We start from the raw sequence: 24,246 nt of genomic DNA on the forward strand, positions 1-24,246 counted from the left end.
CTGTACCCGATAGAATATTAAGTTTTTAACGAGCCTACACCTATGAAATTTAGCAGATTCCACACCAAAAAAAGCTGGAAAACTCCCTTCGACAATATCGATTTTGAAACCCGTAAATCAGAAATCAAGAATCCTGACGGGTCTCTGATCTTTCAAATGGAAAACGTAAATGTTCCTAAGAGCTGGTCGCAGGTTGCCACAGACATCATCGCTCAAAAATATTTCAGAAAAGCGGGAGTTCCGGTCGAACTCAAGAAAGTAAAAGAGAAAGATGTGCCGAAGTGGCTGCAGCGATCCGAAGAAGATAAAGCAGCACTCAAAAAAATTGATGAAGATGACCGGTATACTCATGAAATTGACAGCCGCCAGGTGTTTTCGCGGCTCGCCGGGTGCTGGACATACTGGGGATGGAAGAACGACTATTTTGATTCTGAAGAAGACGCCAAGATTTTTTATGACGAGCTTTGCTACATGCTGGCCACCCAGATGGCGGCACCCAACAGCCCGCAGTGGTTTAATACCGGGCTGCACTGGGCATATGGGATTAACGGACCTGCGCAGGGTCACTATTACGTGGACGGCAAGTCCGGCAAACTGAAAAAATCTAAGGATGCTTACAGCCATCCGCAGCCACATGCCTGCTTTATCCAAAGTGTTAATGACGACCTGGTGAACGAAGGCGGGATTATGGATCTGTGGGTTCGTGAGGCTCGTCTGTTTAAATATGGATCAGGCACAGGCTCTAACTTTTCCGATATTCGTGGTGCGGGTGAAAAACTGAGTGGCGGCGGAAAATCGTCAGGCCTGATGAGCTTTCTGAAAATCGGTGACCGTGCCGCGGGCGCGATCAAATCGGGCGGAACGACTCGTCGTGCTGCAAAAATGGTGACGCTCGATCTGGATCACCCCGACATTGAAGAGTATATCAACTGGAAGGTCCGCGAAGAGCAGAAAGTAGCGGCGATCGTGTCCGGGTCTAAAATGACCGAAAAGCATCTCAAAAAGATTATCAAGCTTTGCAACACGCCGGTTGAAGTAGATGGGCGGAAGATGAACGGCGCCATGAGCCGCGATCCGCTCAAAAATAAAGAACTGGGCCAGGCGATTAAAGAAGCCAAGCGCAGCCAGGTGCCGCTGAACTATATTGAGCGCGTGATTCAGCTTGCCGCACAGGGCTTCACCGATATCGAATTTGATACATACGACACCGACTGGAATTCCGAAGCCTACCTGACGGTCAGCGGCCAGAACTCGAACAACTCCGTTCGCGTGCCCAACAGCTTTATGAAAGCCGTGAAAGAGGACAAAGAGTGGAATCTATACGGACGCATTGAGAAGCGGAACGCCCGCGAGGAGGGACGCGATCCCGAACCGATGAAGACGATGCGTGCCCAGGATCTCTGGGAAGATATCGGTTACGCAGCGTGGAGCTGTGCCGATCCCGGAACACAGTATCACGACACTATTAATGAGTGGCACACCTGCCCAGAAGACGGGCCGATTAAAGCGAGTAATCCGTGTTCAGAGTACATGTTCCTCGACAATACTGCGTGCAACCTTGCATCGCTCAACCTGATGAAATACTTCAAGGATAAGGACTGCCAGGAGTTCGATATTGAATCTATTAACCATGCATCACGGCTGTGGACCGTCGTGCTGGAAATTTCTGTGCTGATGGCGCAGTTTCCTTCCAAAGAGATCGCTGAGCTTTCTTACAAATTCAGAACGCTGGGACTGGGCTATGCTAACCTCGGCGCTGCGCTGATGGTGCAGGGCGCTCCCTACGATAGTGAAAAAGGAAGTGCAATTGCAGGGTCCATCACGTCAATGATGCACATGAAATCGTACGCCACAAGTGCCGAAATGGCGAAAGAGCTGGGCACATTTGAGCGGTACGATGCCAATAAAGAGCACATGCTGAAAGTGCTCCGCAATCACCGGCGTGCAGCCTACAATGTAGCGGCTTCCGAGTATGAAGATCTGACCATCACTCCCGTGGGAATTGATGAACACGTTTGCCCGGCTTACCTGCTGAAGGCAGCGCGAGAGAATTCAGACGAAGCAGTGGAGCTTGGCAAAAAGCACGGCTACCGCAATGCGCAGGTCACCGTGATTGCGCCGACCGGAACCATTGGCCTGGTGATGGATTGCGACACAACCGGTATCGAGCCGGACTTTGCGCTTGTGAAGTTCAAGAAACTGGCCGGCGGCGGGTACTTCAAGATTATCAACCAGAGTGTGCCGCTTGCGCTGAAAAATCTCGGTTATGAGAAGCGTGAGATCAAAGAGATCATTGATTATGCCAAAGGTCACGGAACGCTGGAAGGTTGTCCTCACATCAACCCGGAAAGCCTGAAAGAGATGGGCTTTACTGATGATAAGATTGAGGCGGTTAACAAGGCGCTGCCCAGCAGTTTTGATATCAAGTTCGCGTTTAACCAATGGACACTCGGCGAAGATTTCTGCAAGGATGTGCTCGACATTACCGAAGAGCAGCTCAACGACATGAACTTCGATATGCTTCGTTACCTCGGGTTCAGCCGTGAGCAGATCCAGGAAGCAAACGACTATGTGTGCGGTACTATGACCGTGGAAGGTGCCCCTTATCTTAAAGATGAAGATCTTGCCGTTTTCGACTGCGCCAACAAGTGCGGCCGTACAGGAACTCGCTACATTTCCGCGTCAGGCCATATCAACATGATGGCAGCCGCACAGCCGTTTATTTCAGGCGCAATTTCCAAAACGATTAATTTGCCGAACGAGGCGACCATCGAGGACATCAAAGATGCCTACATGGAGTCGTGGGAGAAAATGCTGAAAGCCAACGCGCTGTACCGTGACGGGTCGAAACTGAGTCAGCCGCTGAACTCCATGAGCGATGTGCTCGAGGAGCTGGAAGACGAGGATGAAGATACCGAAGAGGCGCAAAACACAGTGGTGAAAGCTGCTGAGAAGATCATTCACAAGTATGTGGCGAACCGTCAGCGCCTGCCGTACCGCCGATCGGGTTATACGCAAAAAGTAAAAATTGGCGGACAGAGCGTCTACCTGCGCACCGGCGAATACGACAACGGCCAGATTGGCGAAATTTTCGTGGACATGCACCGCGAGGGCGCCGCGTTCCGAAGCCTGATGAACTGCTTCGCGATTGCCATCTCACTCGGTCTGCAGCACGGCGTTCCGCTTGAAGAATTTGTGGATGCATTCGTATTCACCAAATTTGAGCCGAGCGGCATGGTAAAAGGCAGCCCGCACGTGAAGATGAGCACCTCTGTGATCGACTATATTTTCCGTGAGCTGGCAGTCACCTATCTCGGCCGCGAAGACCTGGCACATGTGCCGTCTGAAGATATCATGAAGAGAAATCTTCGTCCGTCTGATGAGGATGAATCCGGCAAAGGCGGTTCTGCGTCAGGTTCCGGAACCACATCCGCGGCACCCGAAAAGGAGCCAACACCTGCTGAGCCTGTTGCTTCAACAACCGTAACCGGCAGCAAAAAAATGATGGCCGGCGAAGACAAACCTCAAAGCGACTACGACCGCGCCAAGCAGCTTGGCTATACCGGCGACTCGTGCCCCGAATGCGGCAGCATGACGATGATCCGTAACGGCACATGCCAGAAGTGCATTACGTGTGGGTCGACGACAGGTTGTTCGTAAGTTAAGGTGCAGGGTACAGGGAGCAAGGTGCAGGATTCAAGACCTGACAGCGTCCGTAGGTCCTGTCAGCGTCTGGAGCATCCTCCTTCGCGAAGGCTTTGTTGGGTAGAGAAGTGAAAGGTGAAAAGTGAGAAGATCTCCCCGCCGAAGCCTCGGCACCAAGTGTGGCTCGAGGAGAGATCATTCATTCGGATGTTCCCGAATGAATGCGAGGGGTGTTCATGAGCTTTTTTTTGACATATGAGCTCAACCCTTTGCTTTCACACCCCGCGGACAGAAAAACCGGTACTACACACATACTTTCACATTCAATTTCCAGCCCGTTGGGAGAAATACCCGGCGGGCTTTTTTTTGATGGGTATGGAGAGAGTTTAATTTGAGTTGCTTTTTTGGTAGTAGAGCTTAGGAGAGACTCTATGCCGCGGGGGCAGCGGATGGCTTTCTGAGCTTGGGTGATTGGGATGAAAACTTTATGCTGTTACGAAACAAATGCCGAAGTAAAATCTCTGTTACAGGATAAAAGGTCATAAAGTATAATATATCATATACCAGGTAAAGTCTGATGTTTGATAATAATAAATCATTGAAACTTTTTGCGACAGTAACACCGGAAAACAGTAGCATGATGCGGAATTAAATGTTATTGCTTTAAAAGCTAAACTGAAATATCACATAATGATAAATCCTGAAATTGGTTTTACTTCTGACGTAATTACAAATCCAAATCGATTTGTTGGCCGTACTGAGTTGCTTAGAAATTGTCTAAAAGCGGTAAATACGCCTTTAAGCTTAATAGGAATACATGGGAAAAGAGGTGTTGGAAAATCTTCTTTAGCAAGACAAATTCAACAAATCGCAGTAGGTAATTACAAAACTCTTATTAATTCAGGTTTGAAACATGAGATTCCTGAAAGATCTAGAGAGTATGTTACTGTTTACTATCAATGTGATTCCATTATAAAGAATGTTGAAGATTTACTTGAAAGGCTATTGAATGATCAAAATGATAGTGATGGTTTATTAAGACTTATACCAAATGAAGGTAAAGAAATCGTCGAATTCTCAAGGGCAGATGAAACCGACGTCGGCATGGATTTAAAAGTCATAAATTGGGGAGCAAAAGGTATTGAATCTTCTAGGTACGCTAAAGTTGTTGAAAATAATACTGTTCAAACATTTAGAAATTTTGTAGACGCTGCTATAACTCATCAAGTAAAAAAGAAAATGAAAAGAGATGGTTTGCTAATCATTCTTGATGAAATCGATGTTATTCAAGACAAATCTGGCATAGGATCATTAATTAAATCTTTATCATCTGAAAGTTTAAAATTCGCTATCTGTGGAATTGGTGATGATTTATTTGAAATAATTAGTGATCATAGTTCTGTTGAGAGGTTGCTTGAGGAAGGAAGTATCAATGTTGAGCCCATGCCGCTTCATGAATGTGAAGAAATAATCTCACGAGCAGAAGTTCTATTCGATGGTGAGATTAAATTTACTCAGGAAGTTAAATCTGAGATTGCAAGCCTATCTCAAGGCTATCCATATCTTGTACAATTAATTGGAAAGGAATGTGTCTCTAAAGCAAATATTACAAACACAGATATCATTGATAGTGAAGTGCTTGATGAAGTAAAAAGTGACATCTCAAATGGTAAGGCTTTTCCAACTTTAGAAAGGCAATACATAAGGGCAATTGGACAATCTGAGGATAGAAAAAATTTACTATACATATTAGCGCATCAAAAAGAAGATAGGACGATGTTTGACACAGAAGTAGGAAAGCTTGTTTTGAAAAAAGCAAGAAGAGATGCTGAAGACCTTGATATTAAACACATAGATCAACAGTTACCGAGACTGATTGATCCCAAATACGGCCCTGTACTTAGAAAAGTACCTGACATGACAGGATATTATGAGTTTATAAATCCAATCTTAAGAATTTATTGCCAGCTTCGAGGTTAAATTAATAACAACTGTTTCAACGCGGACTTGGCCAATCTTCGCCGTCTCAAAATTCATTGGCTAGAAAGATAATCCGAGTTATTAACACATTACCAGTCATTAAGGCCAAGCCGGTTAAACCGCAGGCCGTTATGCCAAAATTTAAAACAATATACTCATGAGAGAATGTGTCTTCTGTGGATATAGTAATAACATCTCAAAAGAACATGTTTGGTCTTCTTGCCTTTTAGAAAAGAGAAAAGGAAACAAAAAATATGCTAGCAACTCTGTACCCAATAAGTTTATAGGTCCGAACTCATTACAAGTAAGAGATGTCTGCAGGAGATGTAATAACGAAAAGCTGGCAGAATTAGACAGCTATTTTTGCAAGCTGTACGATACACACATAAAAACTATAATAGAACCGAATGATCAAATTTCGTTCAATTGTAATTTTTCTTTACTCGCAAGGTGGCTGTTTAAAACGCTTTATAATAACGCCAGATCAGGAAATGCCGACAAAAAGTTTATTGAAATTTTGAGCCGATTTAACCAATACATCTTGGAGGGAAATAATAATCCTTCCGAATTTTTAATTTTCCTTCAACTCATTGTTCCTTATAAAGAAAATGACACAGATATTTTACCTATCTACATGACAGCTGGACCTATAGATATTCCTGGTTTTAACGTTGATAATGTTCACACATTCGTCGTGTGTGTCGATTCATTCCGATTCGTTATTGTGATTCCAAGTTTAGATATAGAAATGAATATTTCTAGAATATCAGCAATAATTCCAAAACTACCTGCCACAAATGGAGCAGTACAACTACAAAATTCTGAGAATAATCTTAAAGTCTTCGCTTCAGATATAAATACCCTGTATGCGGTTGGCCCAGTGATTATTCATGATTTAAAGAAGGGGCTCAAATTGCTAGACGAAAAATAAATTTTTCTATATCAAGCGCGTTAACTGTGGACGCGGCGATGGTTTCCGGAGTTGTTTGTTTTAAAATTTTAAACGTTTATTAACTCATAATCCCCGCGCCGTTCTCCCAAAGGTCTATAGTGAGTTGTCAAAAATCAAGGAAAGTAGTACTTTAGTATCACTATGAAAACAGAACTTGTTACAACACTTAAACGTCAGGCTACGAAACTCTTAAAGGAACTCAGAGAGGAAAAAGAGCCGGTATTGATCACGGAGCACGGAAAACCGTCCGCTTACCTGGTTGACGTAGACCATTTTGAACATATTCAGAAGAAATTAAAACTGCTGGAAGGTTTAGCCAGGGGGGAAAAAGCCATTCTTGAAGATCGGGTTGTTTCTCATGCCGATGCCAAAAAGCGCATGGCCCGATGGCTCGAATAATCTGGACCGAACCTGCTCTTCAGGAGCTTGATGAAATTGCAGATTATATTTCATTAGATAATCCAAACGCTGCTAAAGGACTGGTACGTGAGGCTTTCAAACGGGTAGATCATTTAGTTCGTCATCCGAAGAGCGGTAAACATGTAGAAGAGTTTGAAGTATCCGTTTATCGGGAAATTGTACTACCACCCTGCAGAATTTTTTATCGAATAGCAGATGATATCGTTTATATCATTCATGTGATCAGGGAAGAACAATTTCTTCACATAGATATCTTAAAATCACGTTAGACATTGATTTATTGGCATAATAAGCGCTTCGTGCCGACTGGTTCAGGGTTTCTGCCTTACTTTCAATGTCAAATTGGTAGCCCGGCCACAGAAACATCAAACCGTTAATCACCCGCAGATCTACGCTGGAATTATCACCTCAACTAATCGTAGTATTTCTGTCCTCTGGTAACGTTACTACAGACAGAGTTTAACCTAATTCCATACAGTCATGGAGAAAACAGTTTTAAAAAAGGAAGTCGAAAATATGCTAAATGATCTTCCCGATGATGCAAACTGGAACGATTTATTGATAAAATTTATGTTCGGCAATCTATTGAGCAGGGTCTTAAAGATTCAGAAGCCCGGCGAACTGTGTCCCATGTAGATATCAAGAAGAAATACCAGTAACCTGAATGACAATCATCCGGACAGAGAAGGCAGAAAAACAACTTGACCAAATTTTTGAATACATCGCTTCCCACCTATCTTTATAGGCCCATCGCACAGTCGGTAAAATTATTGAAGAAGCTGAAAGCATTTCCCTTTGATCCCCGAAAAGGCCCCAGAGTTCCGGAATATGAAAGAGATGATATTCGAGAAGTGTTTCATCATCCCTATCGTATCATCTATTTGATGAAAGATGAGAGAATAGAAATACTTAGTGTAATTCATGGAGTCCGTCTTTTACCAGATGAACCAAAATAGTAGTGGGCCTTACCCCGCATTAAGTGGAACTTGACAACCCAGAGGATTAATCTATTTTGATGGACAGTTTTGCCACGGAACCGGGAGATTTCATTACATGGGAATCGCTTCGCTCGGAGAGCTGGCGCGTTCAAAAGATGAGCTTTTCTTCATTCTCCGCCGATGGCGGATCATTTCGGTCGGAATGACAGTGGCGGGGTGTATGAAAGGGCGGCGCAGGGTGTTGGATATTTGCAAGATATAGAGTTGCGCCGCCTGAGTCGTTGTGATTTGTTTGCGCGGCGTGGCAATGGCTACGGTTTAAATCGGAAGAGTTATACGCCGCGGTATTTTAACCAAAACCACTGTCATCCCGAATGGAGAGAACCGCCGGAAGGCGGAGAACGGAACTGAGGGATCTCCTTGCGCTGGATATGATTCAATGAAGGATTTGGACAGATCCGAGTCGGAACCGATGTGCCGTCCGTTTCACGGACTCCTGGTTTGATTCGATTGCTAATCACGAGGCTGTCCAAAAAGGGTGTCATCCCGTACTTTCCCAATGGGATCCCTTATACGGGGGATACGGGATCTCCAATCTTTGATATGGGCAGGAGATACCGGATCGGGGTCCAGTATGACTTTTTGATTGTATAGTTCTTTATTTAACACCCTTTTTGGACAACCTCGCTACCAAGCGGTCGTTCCGTTTGGGCTCTGGGTCGGAGGTGTGGATGGGTTTTGATTCATTGAAATAATATACCGGTTAATGAAAGATTCAGCGGGCATTGAATTGGTACTTAATGCATTTTCAATTCGCCCCTCAAGTCTCAAAGAGACGGCCGCTTGGTAGCCCGGCAATTCATTGCCGGGTTTGGGACATTGGTCCCAGCCAGGATAAAATCCGCAAAGCGGATGGCACAAAGGATTAGTTGATAAATTTCTGTAAGGCATCCCCAAATTTTGGTTCATATAAACAGAGGGAGGAAAAACCTTGCTAAACTAAAAATCAACAAAATCAATCAGAGGGAACCATGGCCGGAACGTATCAGCAACTTCCTGTGCATTATATTTTTAGTACAAAACATAGGTACCGACAGATCTTACCAGAACATGAAAAGCGATTGTGGGCTTATATTATCGGGATTGGAGACAATAAAGAAATCACAGTATATACCGTAGGTGGAATGAGCGATCATTTGCATATTCTTCTTTCATTACCCACGACAATGACGGTTTCAAACGTGATAAAGGAGTTAAAAGGGTGTTCATCAAAATGGATGAATGATACCTTTTACACTTCCTCCAGAGAGTTTCGGTGGCAATCGGGGTATGGTGCATTTTGTGTAAGTAAACCACGCTTAGACAATGTAGTGAGGTATATTCACAACCAGAAAAAGCATCATGAGAAAATAACTTTTAAAGAGGAGTTTTTGTGGTTTTTGAAAACACACGAAGTCGAATATGATGAGAGATATATTTGGGATTGAAAATTTGATACTGGGTTATGGTTTCAAATTGGAGTGCCGTCCGCTTCACGGACTCCTGTTTTGACTCGATCGCCGTTTACCCCACGTTGAAACGTGGGGCTACCAAGCGGTCGTCCCATTTGGGACTTGGGGTTTGTGGTGTGGATGGGTGTTGATGCATTTGAATAAGTTCTCCGATGAATGATAGATTCTTGGGACATTGTTATGGGATTGAATTGCCTTTCAATACGAAGATCAAGTCTCGAAGAGACGCCCGCTTGGTAGCCCGGCAATTGATTGCCGGGTTTGGTTCGCGGGTTCACCCTGACATAATCCGCGAAGCGGATGGCACATCCTGGTTTGGATGAAGATCCCATATCAATTGTCTATATCCAGCATTGGGTATGGTTACGATAAATTGGTTACATAATTGATCGGAATTCAGGAGTGCCGTCCGTTTCACGGACTCCTGTTTTGGCTCAGTCGCCTTTTACCCCACGTTGCCCACCGGGTGCCTACGGCGAAACGTGGGGCTACCAAGCGGTCGTCCCATTTGGGACTTGGGGTTTGTGGTGTGGATGGGTGTTGATGCATTTGAATAAGTTCTCCGATGAATGATAGATTCTGTGGGACATTGTTATGGGATTGAATTGCCTTTCAATACGAAGATCAAGTCTCGAAGACGCCCGCTTGGTAGCCCGGCAATTGATTGCCGGGTTTGGTTCGCGGATTCACCCTGACATAATCCGCGAAGCGGATGGCACATCCCGGTTTGGATAAAGATTTAACATCATTTCTCAAATTACAGAATTGGGTACGGTTATGATAAAATGGCCAAATATTTGATGAAGATTATGTGGGTGCCGTCCGTTTCACGGACTCCTGTTTTGACTCGATCGCCGTTTACCCCACGTTGAAACGTGGGGCTACGAAGCGGTCGTCCCATTTGGGACTTGGGGTTTGTGGTGTGGATGGGTTTTGATTTATTGAAATAATTTACCGGTTAATGAAAGATTCAGCGGGCATTGAATTGGTACTTAATGCATTTTCAATTCGGCCCTCAAGTCTCAAAGAGACGGCCGCTTGGTAGCCCGGCAATTCATTGCCGGGTTTTGATCGCGGGTTCACCCTGACATAATCCGCGAAGCGGATGGCACCTCTCACAATGCCCAATGGTACCTTCGGCGAAACGTGGGGCTACGAATCGGCTTTCCCTTTCCCGTTCGGGACTTATTTGTGGTGATAACGGGTCATTGTAAACCTATTGTCTGAATCATTTAAATATCATACACTGCTGATATATCCGGAGCAGATATTCAGGCGTCCATCACTTTCAATGTAAACACATATCAAATGAGCATCCATCACACCATCAGCTACATCGAGTTTTCAACAGTCCGTATCAGCGACACAAAAGAATTTTTCACAGAGATTTTTGGCTGGTATTTTACGGATTACGGCGATGACTACACTTCATTTTCAGAGGCGGGAGTGGATGGAGGATTCTTCTCAGCCGGCAGTCAGCCCACCCGGCCGCCGTCTGCTGCACTGATTGTTCTCTATAGTGAAGATCTTGAAACCACGCTAGGACGGGTTAAGAATGCTGGGTGCATCATCAGCAAAGATATATTTTCATACCCGGGCGGGCGCCGTTTCCATTTCATTGAACCAGGTGGAAATGAGCTTGCTGTCTGTTCCGAAGACAATGATAACGCATGATACTCTGCAAGTTTCAGGTCATGGATCGACAGGTATAAATCGTTTTTCATTTTTCCCATTTCATTGATAAGTAATACATTAGAACTATGAAAAACGAACATTCTAATGGCACTGATTCCAAACAAAAACCAGAACAATCATCTCAGGGGAAAGAAGGATTTATATCATTGTCTGAGTTTTATACTGAACTGGAGACGGAGGAGATGAAACAGCGATCAAAGGAGTACTATGAGCTAATGAAGCGCCGTCGTTCAGTTCGGGATTTTTCAAAAAGGCCTGTTCCTGTTGAAATTATTAAACATGCCATTAGAACTGCCGGAACCGCTCCCAACGGGGCCAATTTACAGCCGTGGCATTTTGCCGTGGTACAAAGCGCTGATATAAAAAAGAGAATTCGCGAGGCTGCGGAAGAGGAGGAGAAAGCATTTTATAACGATCGTGCGCCTGATGAGTGGCTGGATAAGCTTGCACCGCTGGGCACTGATGAGCATAAACCGTTTCTTGAAACGGCACCGTATCTAATTGCCGTCTTCGCTCAGAGCTATGGAGTAGACAAGCATGGAAAGAAGCAGAAACATTACTATGTAAAGGAATCTGTTGGAATTGCGTGTGGCTTTCTTATATCGGCTTTGCATAATGCGGGTCTTGCCACCCTCACTCATACACCCAGCCCGATGGGTTTCCTTAATGATATTCTGAATCGTCCGTCTTATGAGCGGCCATTTCTGTTGCTGGTGACCGGCTACCCGTCAGACGAGGCTAAAGTGCCGTTGATAACGAAGAAATCAATGAGCAGCTTAGCAACTTTTCATTGACAATAAAGAGGGGGAGCATCAAAAATAGAAAGGATTAAATCTTTTACTATCAAGTAAAGATAGCAACGGCTAATTTATTACCAGCTTGAATTTCTAGTTTTTTGTTCGTCTTCTGAAAGCGTTGGTTCCACAAGAGCAATCAGATCGGTTCCATTGTGATTAGAAACAGCAGTATACCAGTAGTCGCCCCATTTCCAGGATACAACATGCTTTCCGTTAATTTCTTTAATGTGAAAGTCGTCATACCCCTTGCAGCTTTTTACGGCTTCCGGATCACGAACAACCATTCCCGGATCATCAAATTCCCCCATCTTAAAAGCGAAAATATGGATTGTTTCGTCGATTCCGGACTGATAAAATTCAAATACCGGGATAGTGTGACCATCAAAAAAAGTAGTTTGAACGATAGACCGCAAGCTTGCCCCCTTTATTTTTGGGAGTCTTGGAGAGTAGGCCATCCGTTCTTGAAGCAGCTGAGATGCGTGATCAAGTGATGCCGGCTGATAAGAAGCCAGCGACGCTTCAATGTGAGATCCTGTTGTAAAATGATTGAGTGCAACACGTTCAACACTCTGTTGATTATACAGTCGCTCGCCCGACATTTTTTCAAGCAATTCGATCGTGAGTAATGAAAAAATAAATATAACAGAAGCAGCTGCCAGGTAACGGGCAGGTTTCAGGAGTTTGAGGAGGGGAGATGAGGAGTCCTTTGACTGATTTTCAAACTTATTGGCATTAAAAGAACCGGAATTACCTAAATTAGTCGTTGAGTTGTCAACTTTAGATTCTTGCTCCTTTTCCCATTCCATATCTTCAATAATACCGGATATCTTCTTTTTAAGACGATCAGGTGCACTTTCTCGGGAATATTTGGTTTTAAGAAGTTGCTTTACAAACAAAAGGCTCTCATACTTCTTCTTTACCTTTGGATCCGTCTGAATGTATTTGAAAAAAGCTATCTTGTCTTCCTCAGATGCTTCATTATCTACAATCAACGGCAACAGTTGAATAGCTTCTTTTTTGGTCAACTTCTTCATCAGTACTGCAAATCGAAATGATCCCATCCTGCTTCTCTAGGCTGATAGCATAGTGCAGGCATGGCGGGTTAATGCCTTCTATGATGTCAAACAGTCGCTGTAGTTGAATCATTCACAAGCTAAAGAAGTAAATAATCAGATCCTGCAAGTCGCTTGCTCCTTTTATAGCAGTTATTTACCAATTCTGGCAAGAACCTGAAGTAAACAACTTCTTACTGCCCGGAACTAAAATTGTATCGAAAATTCAGCCGGAACGAGCGTGAAGACCAGCTATACTGCTTGTTTGTATAAGAGTTAGGATTGATAATCTCACGGTCGCTCTGGCGTGTATTTAACAGGTCGCGAACATTTAGCGAAATAGTTGCCCGGCCATCAAGTAGCTCTTTTGATAATCCTGATCCGACGTAGGCATCACCGGATTCCTGCCCCTGTGTTGTTTGCTGGGCGCCGCGATAGAAAATGTTGGATTGAAAGTTCCATGACTCTAAAAATCTCCATCTAATGCGCAGGCGGCTGGTAAAAGATTCTGATTCACTGTTATAGTTTATTCCTTCATAATCTCCATCTCTGTTCGATTGGTAGAGATTAAAACTGCCTGACAGCGACAGGGTTTCAAACAGATCCTGGTCGGCGGAAAACTCAATCCCCCATGAGTTTTCGGTTGCCAGGTTAATCGGGCGCCGCGTTGTGATACCGTTTCCGTCAATAGTTGATATTCGATCTATTACGCCGGTCCTGTAACGGTAATATACACTTGACAAGACAGAGCCGCTTTCCCATCGCCGGAGGTATCCAAGCTCGAACGAATTCCCGAATTCCGGGCTTAAATTGGGGTTACCAACCGATCGGTTTCTGGAGTCGTTAATTTCGGTAAACGGAAGCAAAAATCGTGACCATGGCCGGGAGATTCTACGACTATAGCTAAACTGAAGAGAGTTTTGCGAGCTGATGGTGTATGATAAAAATGCACTTGGAAAAAGGTTCAGATAATTTTGATCACTGCCTTCCCCGGTTTGATCCAGCTCCGTTTTGATTCGTGTGTTTTCGAGACGGAGCCCCATATTGTATGTAAAATCACCGGACTCCCCGGAATAAATAGAGTAGAGTGCATTCACGTTTTCAAAAAAAGTGAAGTTTTCACTTAGGCCCATGCCCTCCACGGGAGTGGTCCAGTTGCCATTTATAAGTTCTTGAGCCCTGTAATTATTATCCAGCCAGTCTAAATTAATTCTGAAACCGGCTTCAAACCTTCCGTTATCCCCCAGCGGTCGCTCATAATCGGAATCGATTCGCAACTCACTATATTCTTCATCAGAAAAGGTTCGTTGATTTCTGAAGTCAGAAGCACCTTGTTCTATATCTTCGGAAAGCAGGACATCCTCGCCTTCGGATCCAAATTCGTAATCCGCTTCAGCAGTCAGCCGGTGATCAGATCCATCAAACTTAACCTCATAGGATAGTCGTACATCGTAATCGGTCTCCCGGCTCTCTTCGAGATTGCTTCGGTTAGCCTGGCGCAAAATGTCCCAGTCCTCAAATGTATTTCTGTAAACCCCGGGACTGTTTGGAAGGTAATCCGTATACAGCAGATCACCGTCTTCCTCGCCTTCTTCAACACTAATGCGCGACGATATGGTTAACACCTGCTCACGGGGGAGGTAAAAATCGGCACCAAAGTCGATGTCCCCCTCGGATTCTCTCTCAGTCACATCATTAGTCTCCCTGTAAACATAGGTTGTATCTTCGCTAAAGCTTTGAAAGGAGCTTCCTGTTTCCGGCTCGCTTTCGTACTCAAAATCCAAATTTAGAAACCAGTTAATATTATTGTTGTTATAGTTCAGATTAATTCCTGCACCGTGATCCTGTGGGTATCCCACATTCGACTGGATACTGCCGTTGAAGCCCAGTTGTGCATTATCAACCAGTTTAATGTTGATGATACCGCCGGTGCCCTGGGCTTCGTAACGTGCCGAGGGATTTGTGATAATTTTAATTTCATTAATCATGCTGGCTGGTATACTCCCTAAACCGTCGGTTCCGCCCCGCACAAGATTGGACGGACGGCCATTGATCAGTATCTGAACTCCTTCGTTTCCTCTAAGGCTTACATTTCCCTCAAAATCTGTTGTTATGGATGGCACATTGTCGAGAACGTCGAGTGCATTTCCCCCAAGGCTTGTAATATCTTTACCAACGTTAAAACTTCGGCTGTCGAAATTCATTTCCATATAGGATCGCTCTCCTTCAACAATCACCTCATCAAGCCGGGCATCTTCAGGTATGAGCTCAATATTCCCCAGGTCAAGATTTTCGCCGGCGTTTAACGAGATCTCCACTGTATGATTCCTGTACGAGATGTATGATACCAACAGTATGTAAGAGCCCGGATCGGCTGAGAGAGTAAATGCACCTGAGTCGTTAGTCACTGTTCCCTTGATAATGGAGGCATCATCAGGATTAGTCAGGGCTACACTTACGTTCGGCACAGGTTCGCCCTCTTCGTTAGAAACAGATCCCTCTATCTCTGCCATTGACTGAGCAGACAACGATTGGATTGTAAGCGGAAATAAGATTGAGATGAATAGTAGTGGTATTAAAAATTTTTTCACGGGGTTGTAATCTATATGACATTGGGGTTAAACATCTATGTCGCAAGATTAACAAAACAACCTGTGTCAAAGTTGAACGAACTCTGAAGCAAAATTGAAGATCATGTTGTTTTTACATGATTTAAATTTATTTCTACGATATGCCGGTCATTTTCATTTCTGTAATCGATATCCAATTTACTCTGCTCGGCAATTCGTTCAATTATAGATAAACCAAGTCCGATCGAAGAAGAGCTTTGTTCGTCTTTTCGGAAGCGTTCAAATAGCTGGGCGGGATCAACTGACAGCGGTTTACCGGTGTTTGCTATAGTAAGCTTATCTCGGGTCAGTTCAACCCAAATTATTCCGTTTTCAATATTGTGTTTGATGGCATTCTGGAACAAATTTGTCCACAAAATTTCGGCAAGAGCAGGATGCATTTGTATAGTTACATCCTCCTCAATTCGGGTCTCGATTTTCAGCTTGTTAAAAATTACAAACTCCCTGAACTCCTCAATGCTTTCCGAAATAAGATGACTCAGATTGACCTTTTGATTGTTGCTGAACTCATGATTTTCAATTTTTGTGAGAAGGGACAGAGACTCACTCAGCCGGGTAAGTTTTTTGATGGACCGTTCGAGTGATTCAACATATTGGTACTGCTCTTCGGATAAATCACTTTCTGTGAGGAGCTCAAGTTTGCCTTTGGCAATGGCAAGAGGTGTTTGCAGTTCATGAGATGCATTCTCTGAAAATTCTTTAAGATTTTTATAATCAGAGACGGCTTTTCGGGTCATCTGCTCCACAAAATTGTTGAGGTCCGTAAATTCCTTCACGTTTGTCTCTTCAGCATAAAGGATCTCTTTTTGATGGAGATCGAAATTACGAATGCGGTCAAGGGTTTTCCGAAACGGTTTGAACAGTCTGCCGGAGACAAAGAACCCGATTCCTGCCGCACCGAGAATCTGCAATCCAATGATCCAAAGCAGAGTCTTGATAACGGCCTCGGTGATGTCATTAGATTCAATCATTGCACCGTATGTAGAGATATAGTAGGGAGATCCATTAATATTACGATAAGCTGACACTTTCACATTCTGTTCGTCCTGCTCAAGCCGGTCGTGCCAAATTAAGGTGTCGGTGACTTCCACCCGATTGGCAACAGGGTAATCGAGTTCTCTCACCACAAGATTTTGATCGCCCTCAATTTCTCTGCGCGGATAAAACGTACGGCCTTGTTCCAGGAGGTACGTCACCCTGTCGATGCGCTCCATAAACTCAAATTTGAGTTCTTTATCAACTTCGCCTTTAATGATGTAATACGAGATTACCCCGCCTATTCCCAGCACAAAAACCGTGACGCTGAGGTAGATAAGGATAAATTTTGTAATCAGTTTCATAGGGAAATACTCACTCAAACTTTAAACTTGTACCCGATACTGTAGACGCTTTCGATATAGTCTTTAGCCCCGGCGGCTACCAGCTTTTTTCGCAGATTTTTGATATGCTGGTATACAAAATCGAGATTATCGAGGTGGTCAACATAATCACCCCAAAGGTGTTCGGCAATGGTTTGCTTGGAGAGAACGAAGTTTTTATTTGAAGCAAAATAGAGAAGCAGGTCATACTCCTTTGGCGTCAAATCAACTGTTTCACCATTAATTTCAACTTCGCGGGTATTGGTATGAATAGAAATTTCATGAACGTCGATGGTTTGATTTCCTTCATGCTGATTCCGCCTTGTTACCGCTTTAATTCGTGCCTGTAATTCCGGAAGCTGAAACGGTTTGGTAAGATAATCGTCTGCCCCCAGTTCCAGGCCGTTTACCTTGTCATCCAGTGAATTTTTTGCAGAAATGATGATTGTACCTGTTTGCGGCCTTACAGATTTCAATTCACGTAAAAGTTCAAGACCGTTGCCGTGGGGAATCATAATGTCAATCAGCACCACCTCGTAGCTGTGCGACATAATCTTGTCAAATCCCTGCCGGTAATCTTTGGCTGTTTCGCAGATATGACCTTCCCGTTTCAGGTAGGTCGTCATATTTTCCAGTAAATCGAGGTTATCTTCAACTATAAGCAATTTCATATTAGTATGAATATAAATTGAATTTCTGAAGGAAAGCTGAAGATTGAGGTTCAGGGGTAAGGGTGCACTTTTTTTTCATGAGCCAACTTAGGAAATCGGCCTTTGAAATACTGCCGAGGTACCGTCCGTTTCACAGACTTTTGCGGTTCATTGAGTCCGTGCTACTAAGCGGCCATCCCTCGCGGGATTCTGAATTTGTATGTTGCATGGATTTGATGTGTTAAAATGATGCACCGTTCATTTTTAGAATAAATAATCTTTCTCAATTGTCCGATTAAGTTTTGAAAATGAACCCAATTCTTGAAGAGACGACCGCTTGGTAGCCCGACAATTCATTGTCGGGTTGGGAAGTGGCAGCTCATCCCCGTTAGGGGTTATAATTTGATATCTCGCTGGCTTTGCCCAGAGGTTGTTTATTGATGGTTGATGTAGGTGAACATATGCGTCATCATCAAAACTAAGGAGAAAAAAAAAGGCCTGTCGGGTAAATCCGGCAGGCCTTTATCTGTTTTATTTCTTATGAATGAAAATCAGGAGTTATATCCCATCTCGTCTTTGAGCTGCCGAGCCAGGATGAGCCGCTGGATTTCAGAAGTTCCTTCACCAATCGTCATCAATTTTACGTCGCGCATAAATCGCTCCACGTGATACTCTTTCGTGTAGCCGTACCCGCCATGAATCTGGACGGCTTCAAGTGTGGCGCGTTCAGCCATTTCTGAGGCAAACAGCTTTGCCATTGAGGCTTCTTTGGTAAACGATTTGCCGTTGTCTTTAGCCCAGGCAGCGCGATGGACAAGCAGGCGGGCTGCATCAATTTCAGTTGCCATATTCACCATTTTATGCTCAATAGCCTGGAAATCGCCGATGGAGCTGCCGAACTGCTTACGCTCTTTGGCATATTTCATAGACTCTTCAAGTGCGCCTCTTGCAATACCTACGGAGAGTGCGCCGATGCCGATTCGTCCGCCGTCGAGAACTTTCATTGTATCCACGAAGCCTTTTCCCAGCTCCCCGAGAAGGTTTTCACCCGGCACGCGAACATCCTCAAAAACAACTTCGGAGGTATCCGATGAGTTCATGCCCAGCTTATGCATTGGCTCCCCGGGTTTTACCCCATCTCTGCTTCGTTCAACAATAAATGCACTTATTCCTTTCGTGCCAAGGTTGGGGTCTGTTTTGGCCAGCACAACATATGTGTCACCGACGGTTCCCTGGGTGATAAAGATTTTTGAACCGTTAATAATCCAGTCATCACCATCTTTAACTGCCATTGTTTTCATGCCTGAGGCATCGCTGCCGGAACCGGGTTCGGTAAGGCACCATGCCGCAAGCTTTTCACCTTTTGCAAGAGGGGTGAGGTGCTTTAGCTTCTGCTCGTGTGTGCCGGCCAGTGCAATATGGCCGCTTCCGAGCGATGTATGAGAGGCGACGGTGAGCGCCAGTGAGGCGTCCCAGCGGGCAATTTCTTCGATGGCCAGGCAGAAGCTGACCGTATCAAATCCGGCGCCTCCGTACTCTTCATCATGATAAATGCCAAGAAGGCCCTGGTCGGCCAGCATTTTTATAATGTCGTGTGGGAATTCTTTATTGGTATCTCTTTTAATGACATCCGGGGCAATATGACGCTCGGCAAAATCACGAACGCTGTCACGGATCATAGATTGATCCTCGGACAATTCGAAAGATAGTTGGGATATTTGTTCAAGTACATCTAAACTCATAATACATCTGTTAAATTCTAAGTTGGAAACGCTTCCATAAAATAACGATTATCATGGAGTTTTCATTTTAATCTTTTGTTAAAAATTCATCGAGAACATGATTTGATAGTAGCGTAGATATGAAACCCCGGCACGGATGGCTTACTTGAAAAAATGGTATTTATGGAGTCCCTGAACTCACACGACGCCAACAATTTAGGGTTAGATTAAAAATATGGACAACAATGGAACATTCTCGTCGATATTTTCATATATGTATACTATATCAACCTTTAACTCAAAAGAAAATATCATGTTTAAATTAAAATTACTTTCAATAGCCGCAATTTTTATCATGTTTGTTGGCGTTGCTTGCGGACCATCGGGCCCAATGGGAGCAGAAGACCGAACAGCAGTAACCGGTGTTGTACTTGTTGAGGATACTTACGAACGAGTTGCAGACGCAACCGTATCAATGGAAGATGGGGAATTAACCGCTACTACCAACGAGAACGGTGTTTTTACCATTATTGGTGCACCTACAGGCTCGCAAGACGTTATGGTAGACTCTAATATGGGTTCAACCACTGCAACAGTTGAAATAAACATGAACGGCTCAAGAATAGAACTGTTTGTGAATTAACAGAACATTTTGTTATAAACACAAAAAAAGCTCTCATCGGAAGGTGAGAGCTTTTTTATATTATTTCAGTCTAGTATTCGACTTTTAGCCATAATTCCACGTAACGCCTCTACCGATTTCCGGATCTGGGAAATTCCAGCTTACCGCTCCCTGGTCGCACGCATACATGCAAGTTCCACATTCTATACAGTCTTCAACCTGGAAATGGACTTTACCATTTTCGTCCTTCGTGTAGCAGTTAGCCGGACACACATACGTTGTGCAGTGATGCGGACAGGTTGAATTACAAATATCCGTATTAACCTTAATATGTGGTTTGATATCGGATTTTGACTGATTACGGTAGGATACAAGTCCGAGTCGTTCCTGCAGCGTTAAGAGTTTCATAGTTGTGATGGATAAATTAGTATTTAAAAATGCTTAATGTCTTTGTTGGAAAAGTGAGAGTTCAAAAGTGAAAAGGCAGGCAGAAGGCAGAAATTTTCAAAAATGTCTGTAATCTGTCATCTCCTATCTATCATCTATTACAACGCCTTCGCTCCTTTTGCCCCAACTTTTATCAGGTCCCAATAGGAGGCATGTTTCTTAACGGAGTCGCGCAGAATTTCGCGTGCTTTTTTTGTCGGCTCATTTTTGATGCTGAAAAAATTCCGGCCGAAGTCACAAATCAGGTTGGGCATTTTTTGCGTCATAACCGGATCGTGCAGCAGGTGAACGGCATCCTGGAAATTATTTATATCCTGCATCACATAGCTATCATTCAGCGTATCCTGGTACTTTTTCATAGACGCTTCGCCAAAATCGTCATTTTTCTTCGCTTCCGTAATGCTATCTGCAGCAATTATTCCCGACCGCATGGCATAATCCATTCCCTGGATCGCTTTACCCGCGTTCATGAGTAAGTTGGCTGCTTCGCCACATACCAAAAGTCCCGGTTTGTAAAGTTTTTCGGGAGCCACACGCTTATCACCCGATGACACAACATGGGCAGAATACTCGACCACTTCTCCGCCGCGAATGGTATCTGCGATGACCGGGTGCTTTTTAAATGTGTTCAATATATCATGGGGCTTTTTGCCTTTCTCACGCATGTCTTTAATTCCCAGAACGAGACCAAGAGAGATGGTATCCTTATTCGTGTAGAGAAAACCTCCGCCTTCCACTCCATCCGTCGCAAATCCGACGTACTCATTGCTCATGCCGCTTTTGCCATTCAGCTGAAATCGGTTTTCAAGCACATCCTGATCAAACCGGATGATCTCCTTAATTCCGGTAAGCATATGATCAGCAGGCACATATGAGTCCTGCAGCCCAACTTGTCGCGTAAGCAGATTATTCACACCCTCGGCAAGAATAACAGAATCAGCGTAAAACTTCTCATCGCCGGTTCTGATTCCCACTACTTTGCCATCCTCCTGCAAAATCTCTTCCACAAGAATATTCGGCGCGATAAAAGAATCCATGGCGTAGTCGCTCTCGTCAATCGCTTCCTGGACTTTGTCAGCCAGCCAGCGGTCGAATTTCGAACGCAAGACTACCACACCTGCATAGGGTGGTTCATTGAAATGCGAAGATTTAAAATCGACTGAAAACGTGGACTGTTCATCCATGAATGTCAGCCGCCGATGATTTATAAAACGGTCCCAGCCTCCATCTTCCTCCCAGTAGTCGGGCACAAGTCGGGCAAGGTCACTACCCCATAGCACTCCGCCGGACACGTTCTTGGAGCCGGGGAATTCACCTTTTTCGATCAGCAGAAACTTCATGTTGTTGCGGGCAAGCGTCATAGCTGCTGCCAGTCCTGCCACACCTGCTCCAACAATTATACAGTCAAATTTTTCATCCATATGCAGTAGAGTCTTGAGAAGTGAGTCGTGAGTCCAAAGTCATGAGTCGTGAGAATATTGAGTTATCCGAAATCTCGTCATTTAATACTCATGACTCACGACTCTGGACTCAAATCTATCCTTTAAGTTTTTTTATTTCTTCGATGAACGGGGGCAGCACTTTGTAGAGATCACCTACGATCCCGTAATCAGCAATGTCGAAAATAGGAGCGTCGGGATCTTTGTTGATGGCCACAATCACTTTGGAGTTGGCCATTCCCGCCACATGCTGAATGGCTCCAGAAATACCAATCGCGATATATAGCTGGGGAGCAACTACTTTCCCTGTCTGGCCGATTTGAAGGCTGGGATCATAGTCTCCGGCCTCTGTGAGTGCGCGTGAGGCACCGATGCCAGCGCTTAATAATGATGCAAGTTCAGAGACCATATTCCGGGCTTCTTCATCCTTCACACCGCGGCCGGCAGACACAACAACATCTGCTTCAGAAAGATCAATTTTATCGCCGGAAGCCGACAGAATTTCTTTAAGTGTTACCTTAAGATCATCGTCTGAAAATGAAAAGTCGATTGTCTCAACGGAGGTATCGGCTTCAGCTTCATTCACATCGTAAGAACCGGCCCGGACCGTGAGGATAATTGGATATGTTTCTGCTTTCACAGAAGCTACAATTTTTGCCGCCATCACAGGACGTTTACCTTTTACGCCGTTATTGGTCAGTTCAAATTCTGACATATCGGCCAATGAAGCTGCTTTTTGGTTGGCAGCGAGTGCGCCTAAAATATCTTTGGAACCCTCGGTAGACGCCATGGCCACAATCGCGGGATCAATCTTTTCCATCGCCAGCGAGAGTGCGCGAATCAGCGGAGTGTTCAGGTGATTCTTGAAGATTGGATCTTCAATCAGATAAATGGTGTCTGCGCCATATTTTTTCAGCTCGTCTGTATAATCTGATGCATTTGCATCAACGACTATTGCTGCAGCATCATGGTCGTTTTCGCGCGCAAGCTCTACACACCGGGAGAGAACTTCGAGTGAAGACCGTTTAATCTTTCCGTCTTTTACACTGATGTAAGTTAAGAGTGTACTCATAGGTTTCTAAAATTCTGGTAATGTTTCAAAAAATGGGTAAATACAAATACTGCCTCTGACATCCACGCATGGTTCAGATAAGGTTTTCTTCCGAATCGAGAAGCTGAGCAACTTTTTTTGCAACTTCATCGGGCTCGCCCTCAAACTTCTGGCCGGGTTCACGACCGGCTTTTTCTTCAAATCCCAGTATTTTTGTTTTAGGGGAGAGATCATCACCCACGTCAAGATCATCGACGCTAATAGTATCCACAGGCTTGCGTTTTGACTGCATGATACCTTTCAGGCTCGGTATTCTCGGATCGTTCATATCGTTGGAGCACGTGACGAGACCGGGCGACGGCAGGTCGAGTATTTCCTGGCCTGTATCACCCTGGCGTTTTATACGCAGTGTACCATCCTCGTAAGAAAGTGCCACCGCATTCGTGACGTAGGGGAGATCCAGCAACTGTGCAAGCATGCTGCCGGTCAGGCCTGAATCGGTATCCTGAGATTGCTTTCCGCAGGAGATATAATCGAATTCTTTATCCTTAAAAAATGCCGCAAGAATATTGGCGTAAGTAAATGAGTCGTGATCGGAATTTTCGTCTGTGATAATATGTGTGCCTTTATCAGCGCCCATTGCAAGTGCTTTTCGTATCGTTTCCTTCGCTTTTTCCGGGCCGGCAAGTACCACTTCAACCTCAGCTCCGTGCGCTTCTTTCAGAACAAGAGCTTCTTCCACAGCCGATGCGTCATACGCATTAAGGATGCTTCTGTCGGCATCCTGGATAAGTTCACCATCTTTAATTTGAAGGGGCGCATTTACATCGGGGACCTGCTTAATACAAACGTAAAATTTCATACAAACTGTTGATTTCAATTGTTGATTGGAACCGCTTTTTTATAGGCTCTAATATAAAAAAATCACACCACAAAAGTTGAACCTGATCTTATTAGATTTTTCCGAATATCTCAGGAGAGGTATAATTTAAATATTTGCAACTTTATTAAATCCATGGTACTGATATCTTTGTGAGTAAATATCAGGTCTACCGGAAACTCTGTGGCTACATGTTCTAAGCGATTATTCACATATATTGCCATCAACCCATAAACTTCCGGTAGAACTAAATATCATAATAGCGTATGTACAGTTCTCCCTATTGAATCTATCAATATAATGAGTCATTCAGCCGGTTAAGCCAGTAATTGGAGTTGTTTCGTAGTGGAAGACGTGTTGCTTTTACAGATTCAATTTGCGAAGACATTTAAAATGACAAAAAAATCGTTCAGAAATTTTGCCTCAACCCACAAAGGTTACGCCGCCATTTTACCTTC

At 44.2% G+C, this 24,246-nt stretch carries 20 protein-coding genes; 11 read left to right on the forward strand and 9 right to left on the reverse strand.

Annotated elements, in window-relative coordinates; all coding sequences use genetic code 11:
* The first annotated feature begins 42 nt into the window (after window positions 1-42).
* The 10 genes from AABW11_RS05580 to AABW11_RS05625 all read left to right on the forward strand — a co-directional run bounded on the left by AABW11_RS05580 (window position 43) and on the right by AABW11_RS05625 (window position 11,935).
* The gene (locus AABW11_RS05580) at window positions 43-3,660 is read left to right on the forward strand and encodes a vitamin B12-dependent ribonucleotide reductase (RefSeq protein WP_340103802.1); all 3,618 of its coding nucleotides are present in this window, start codon (window positions 43-45) and stop codon (window positions 3,658-3,660) included.
* Between the two features lie 675 nt (window positions 3,661-4,335).
* Window positions 4,336-5,625 carry an ATP-binding protein gene (locus AABW11_RS05585; protein ID WP_340103803.1) on the forward strand — a complete coding sequence of 430 codons (1,290 nt, stop codon included), beginning with the start codon at window positions 4,336-4,338 and terminating at the stop codon, window positions 5,623-5,625.
* A gap of 157 nt (window positions 5,626-5,782) precedes the next feature.
* Window positions 5,783-6,556, forward strand: coding sequence for a hypothetical protein (locus AABW11_RS05590; RefSeq protein ID WP_340103804.1), 774 nt, complete (start codon window positions 5,783-5,785; stop codon window positions 6,554-6,556).
* Between the two features lie 162 nt (window positions 6,557-6,718).
* Complete coding sequence (locus AABW11_RS05595; RefSeq protein WP_340103805.1) at window positions 6,719-6,976, forward strand: type II toxin-antitoxin system Phd/YefM family antitoxin; 258 nt, start codon at window positions 6,719-6,721, stop codon at window positions 6,974-6,976.
* Window positions 6,964-7,266: a type II toxin-antitoxin system RelE/ParE family toxin gene (locus AABW11_RS05600; protein ID WP_340103806.1), complete on the forward strand. Its 303-nt coding sequence runs from the start codon at window positions 6,964-6,966 to the stop codon at window positions 7,264-7,266. Before AABW11_RS05595 ends, AABW11_RS05600 begins: the two co-directional genes overlap by 13 nt.
* A 444-nt stretch (window positions 7,267-7,710) precedes the next feature.
* Window positions 7,711-7,953 carry a type II toxin-antitoxin system RelE/ParE family toxin gene (locus AABW11_RS05605; RefSeq protein WP_340103807.1) on the forward strand — a complete coding sequence of 81 codons (243 nt, stop codon included), beginning with the start codon at window positions 7,711-7,713 and terminating at the stop codon, window positions 7,951-7,953.
* A 59-nt stretch (window positions 7,954-8,012) separates the two neighbouring features.
* Window positions 8,013-8,141: a hypothetical protein gene (locus tag AABW11_RS05610; RefSeq protein ID WP_340103808.1), complete on the forward strand. Its 129-nt coding sequence runs from the start codon at window positions 8,013-8,015 to the stop codon at window positions 8,139-8,141.
* Between the two features lie 825 nt (window positions 8,142-8,966).
* Window positions 8,967-9,422: an IS200/IS605 family transposase gene (gene tnpA, locus AABW11_RS05615; RefSeq protein ID WP_340103809.1), complete on the forward strand. Its 456-nt coding sequence runs from the start codon at window positions 8,967-8,969 to the stop codon at window positions 9,420-9,422.
* Window positions 9,423-10,754: 1,332 nt separating this feature from the next.
* Window positions 10,755-11,120 carry a VOC family protein gene (locus AABW11_RS05620; protein WP_340103810.1) on the forward strand — a complete coding sequence of 122 codons (366 nt, stop codon included), beginning with the start codon at window positions 10,755-10,757 and terminating at the stop codon, window positions 11,118-11,120.
* 203 nt (window positions 11,121-11,323) lie between these two features.
* Entirely contained in the window at window positions 11,324-11,935 is a 612-nt protein-coding gene (locus AABW11_RS05625; RefSeq protein ID WP_445263743.1) for a nitroreductase family protein, read from the forward strand.
* A 77-nt stretch (window positions 11,936-12,012) separates the two neighbouring features.
* On the opposite strand, the gene AABW11_RS05630 is transcribed toward AABW11_RS05625, so the two are convergent.
* The 5 genes from AABW11_RS05630 to AABW11_RS05650 form a co-directional block, all read right to left on the reverse strand.
* The gene (locus tag AABW11_RS05630; RefSeq protein WP_340103812.1) at window positions 12,013-12,972 is read right to left on the reverse strand and encodes a hypothetical protein; all 960 of its coding nucleotides are present in this window, start codon (window positions 12,970-12,972) and stop codon (window positions 12,013-12,015) included.
* 212 nt (window positions 12,973-13,184) lie between these two features.
* A complete protein-coding gene (locus AABW11_RS05635; RefSeq protein WP_340103813.1) occupies window positions 13,185-15,503 on the reverse strand; it encodes an outer membrane beta-barrel family protein in 2,319 nt (772 codons plus the stop codon).
* Between the two features lie 179 nt (window positions 15,504-15,682).
* A complete protein-coding gene (locus AABW11_RS05640) occupies window positions 15,683-16,960 on the reverse strand; it encodes a sensor histidine kinase (RefSeq protein WP_340103814.1) in 1,278 nt (425 codons plus the stop codon).
* 14 nt (window positions 16,961-16,974) lie between these two features.
* Complete coding sequence (locus AABW11_RS05645; RefSeq protein ID WP_340103815.1) at window positions 16,975-17,649, reverse strand: response regulator transcription factor; 675 nt, start codon at window positions 17,647-17,649, stop codon at window positions 16,975-16,977.
* Between the two features lie 530 nt (window positions 17,650-18,179).
* Entirely contained in the window at window positions 18,180-19,370 is a 1,191-nt protein-coding gene (locus AABW11_RS05650) for an acyl-CoA dehydrogenase family protein (protein ID WP_340103816.1), read from the reverse strand.
* A 292-nt stretch (window positions 19,371-19,662) separates the two neighbouring features.
* On the opposite strand from AABW11_RS05650, the gene AABW11_RS05655 reads away from it, so the two are divergent.
* The gene (locus AABW11_RS05655) at window positions 19,663-19,992 is read left to right on the forward strand and encodes a carboxypeptidase-like regulatory domain-containing protein (protein ID WP_340103817.1); all 330 of its coding nucleotides are present in this window, start codon (window positions 19,663-19,665) and stop codon (window positions 19,990-19,992) included.
* Between the two features lie 84 nt (window positions 19,993-20,076).
* Here the strand turns inward: AABW11_RS05655 and AABW11_RS05660 are convergent, their stop codons facing one another.
* The 4 genes from AABW11_RS05660 to AABW11_RS05675 all read right to left on the reverse strand — a co-directional run bounded on the left by AABW11_RS05660 (window position 20,077) and on the right by AABW11_RS05675 (window position 23,770).
* Window positions 20,077-20,379 (reverse strand): ferredoxin family protein, encoded by a 303-nt coding sequence (locus AABW11_RS05660; protein ID WP_340103818.1) that lies wholly within the window; start codon window positions 20,377-20,379, stop codon window positions 20,077-20,079.
* Between the two features lie 137 nt (window positions 20,380-20,516).
* Window positions 20,517-21,839 carry an FAD-dependent oxidoreductase gene (locus AABW11_RS05665; protein ID WP_340103819.1) on the reverse strand — a complete coding sequence of 441 codons (1,323 nt, stop codon included), beginning with the start codon at window positions 21,837-21,839 and terminating at the stop codon, window positions 20,517-20,519.
* A 115-nt stretch (window positions 21,840-21,954) separates the two neighbouring features.
* Window positions 21,955-22,929, reverse strand: a complete 975-nt coding sequence (locus AABW11_RS05670) for an electron transfer flavoprotein subunit alpha/FixB family protein (RefSeq protein WP_340103820.1) — start codon at window positions 22,927-22,929, stop codon at window positions 21,955-21,957.
* A gap of 73 nt (window positions 22,930-23,002) precedes the next feature.
* Window positions 23,003-23,770 (reverse strand): electron transfer flavoprotein subunit beta/FixA family protein, encoded by a 768-nt coding sequence (locus tag AABW11_RS05675; protein WP_340103821.1) that lies wholly within the window; start codon window positions 23,768-23,770, stop codon window positions 23,003-23,005.
* Between the last annotated feature and the right edge of the window lie 476 nt (window positions 23,771-24,246).

The organism is Rhodohalobacter sp. 8-1 (assembly GCF_038150125.1).
In the GTDB taxonomy this organism is placed as follows: domain Bacteria; phylum Bacteroidota; class Rhodothermia; order Balneolales; family Balneolaceae; genus SW132.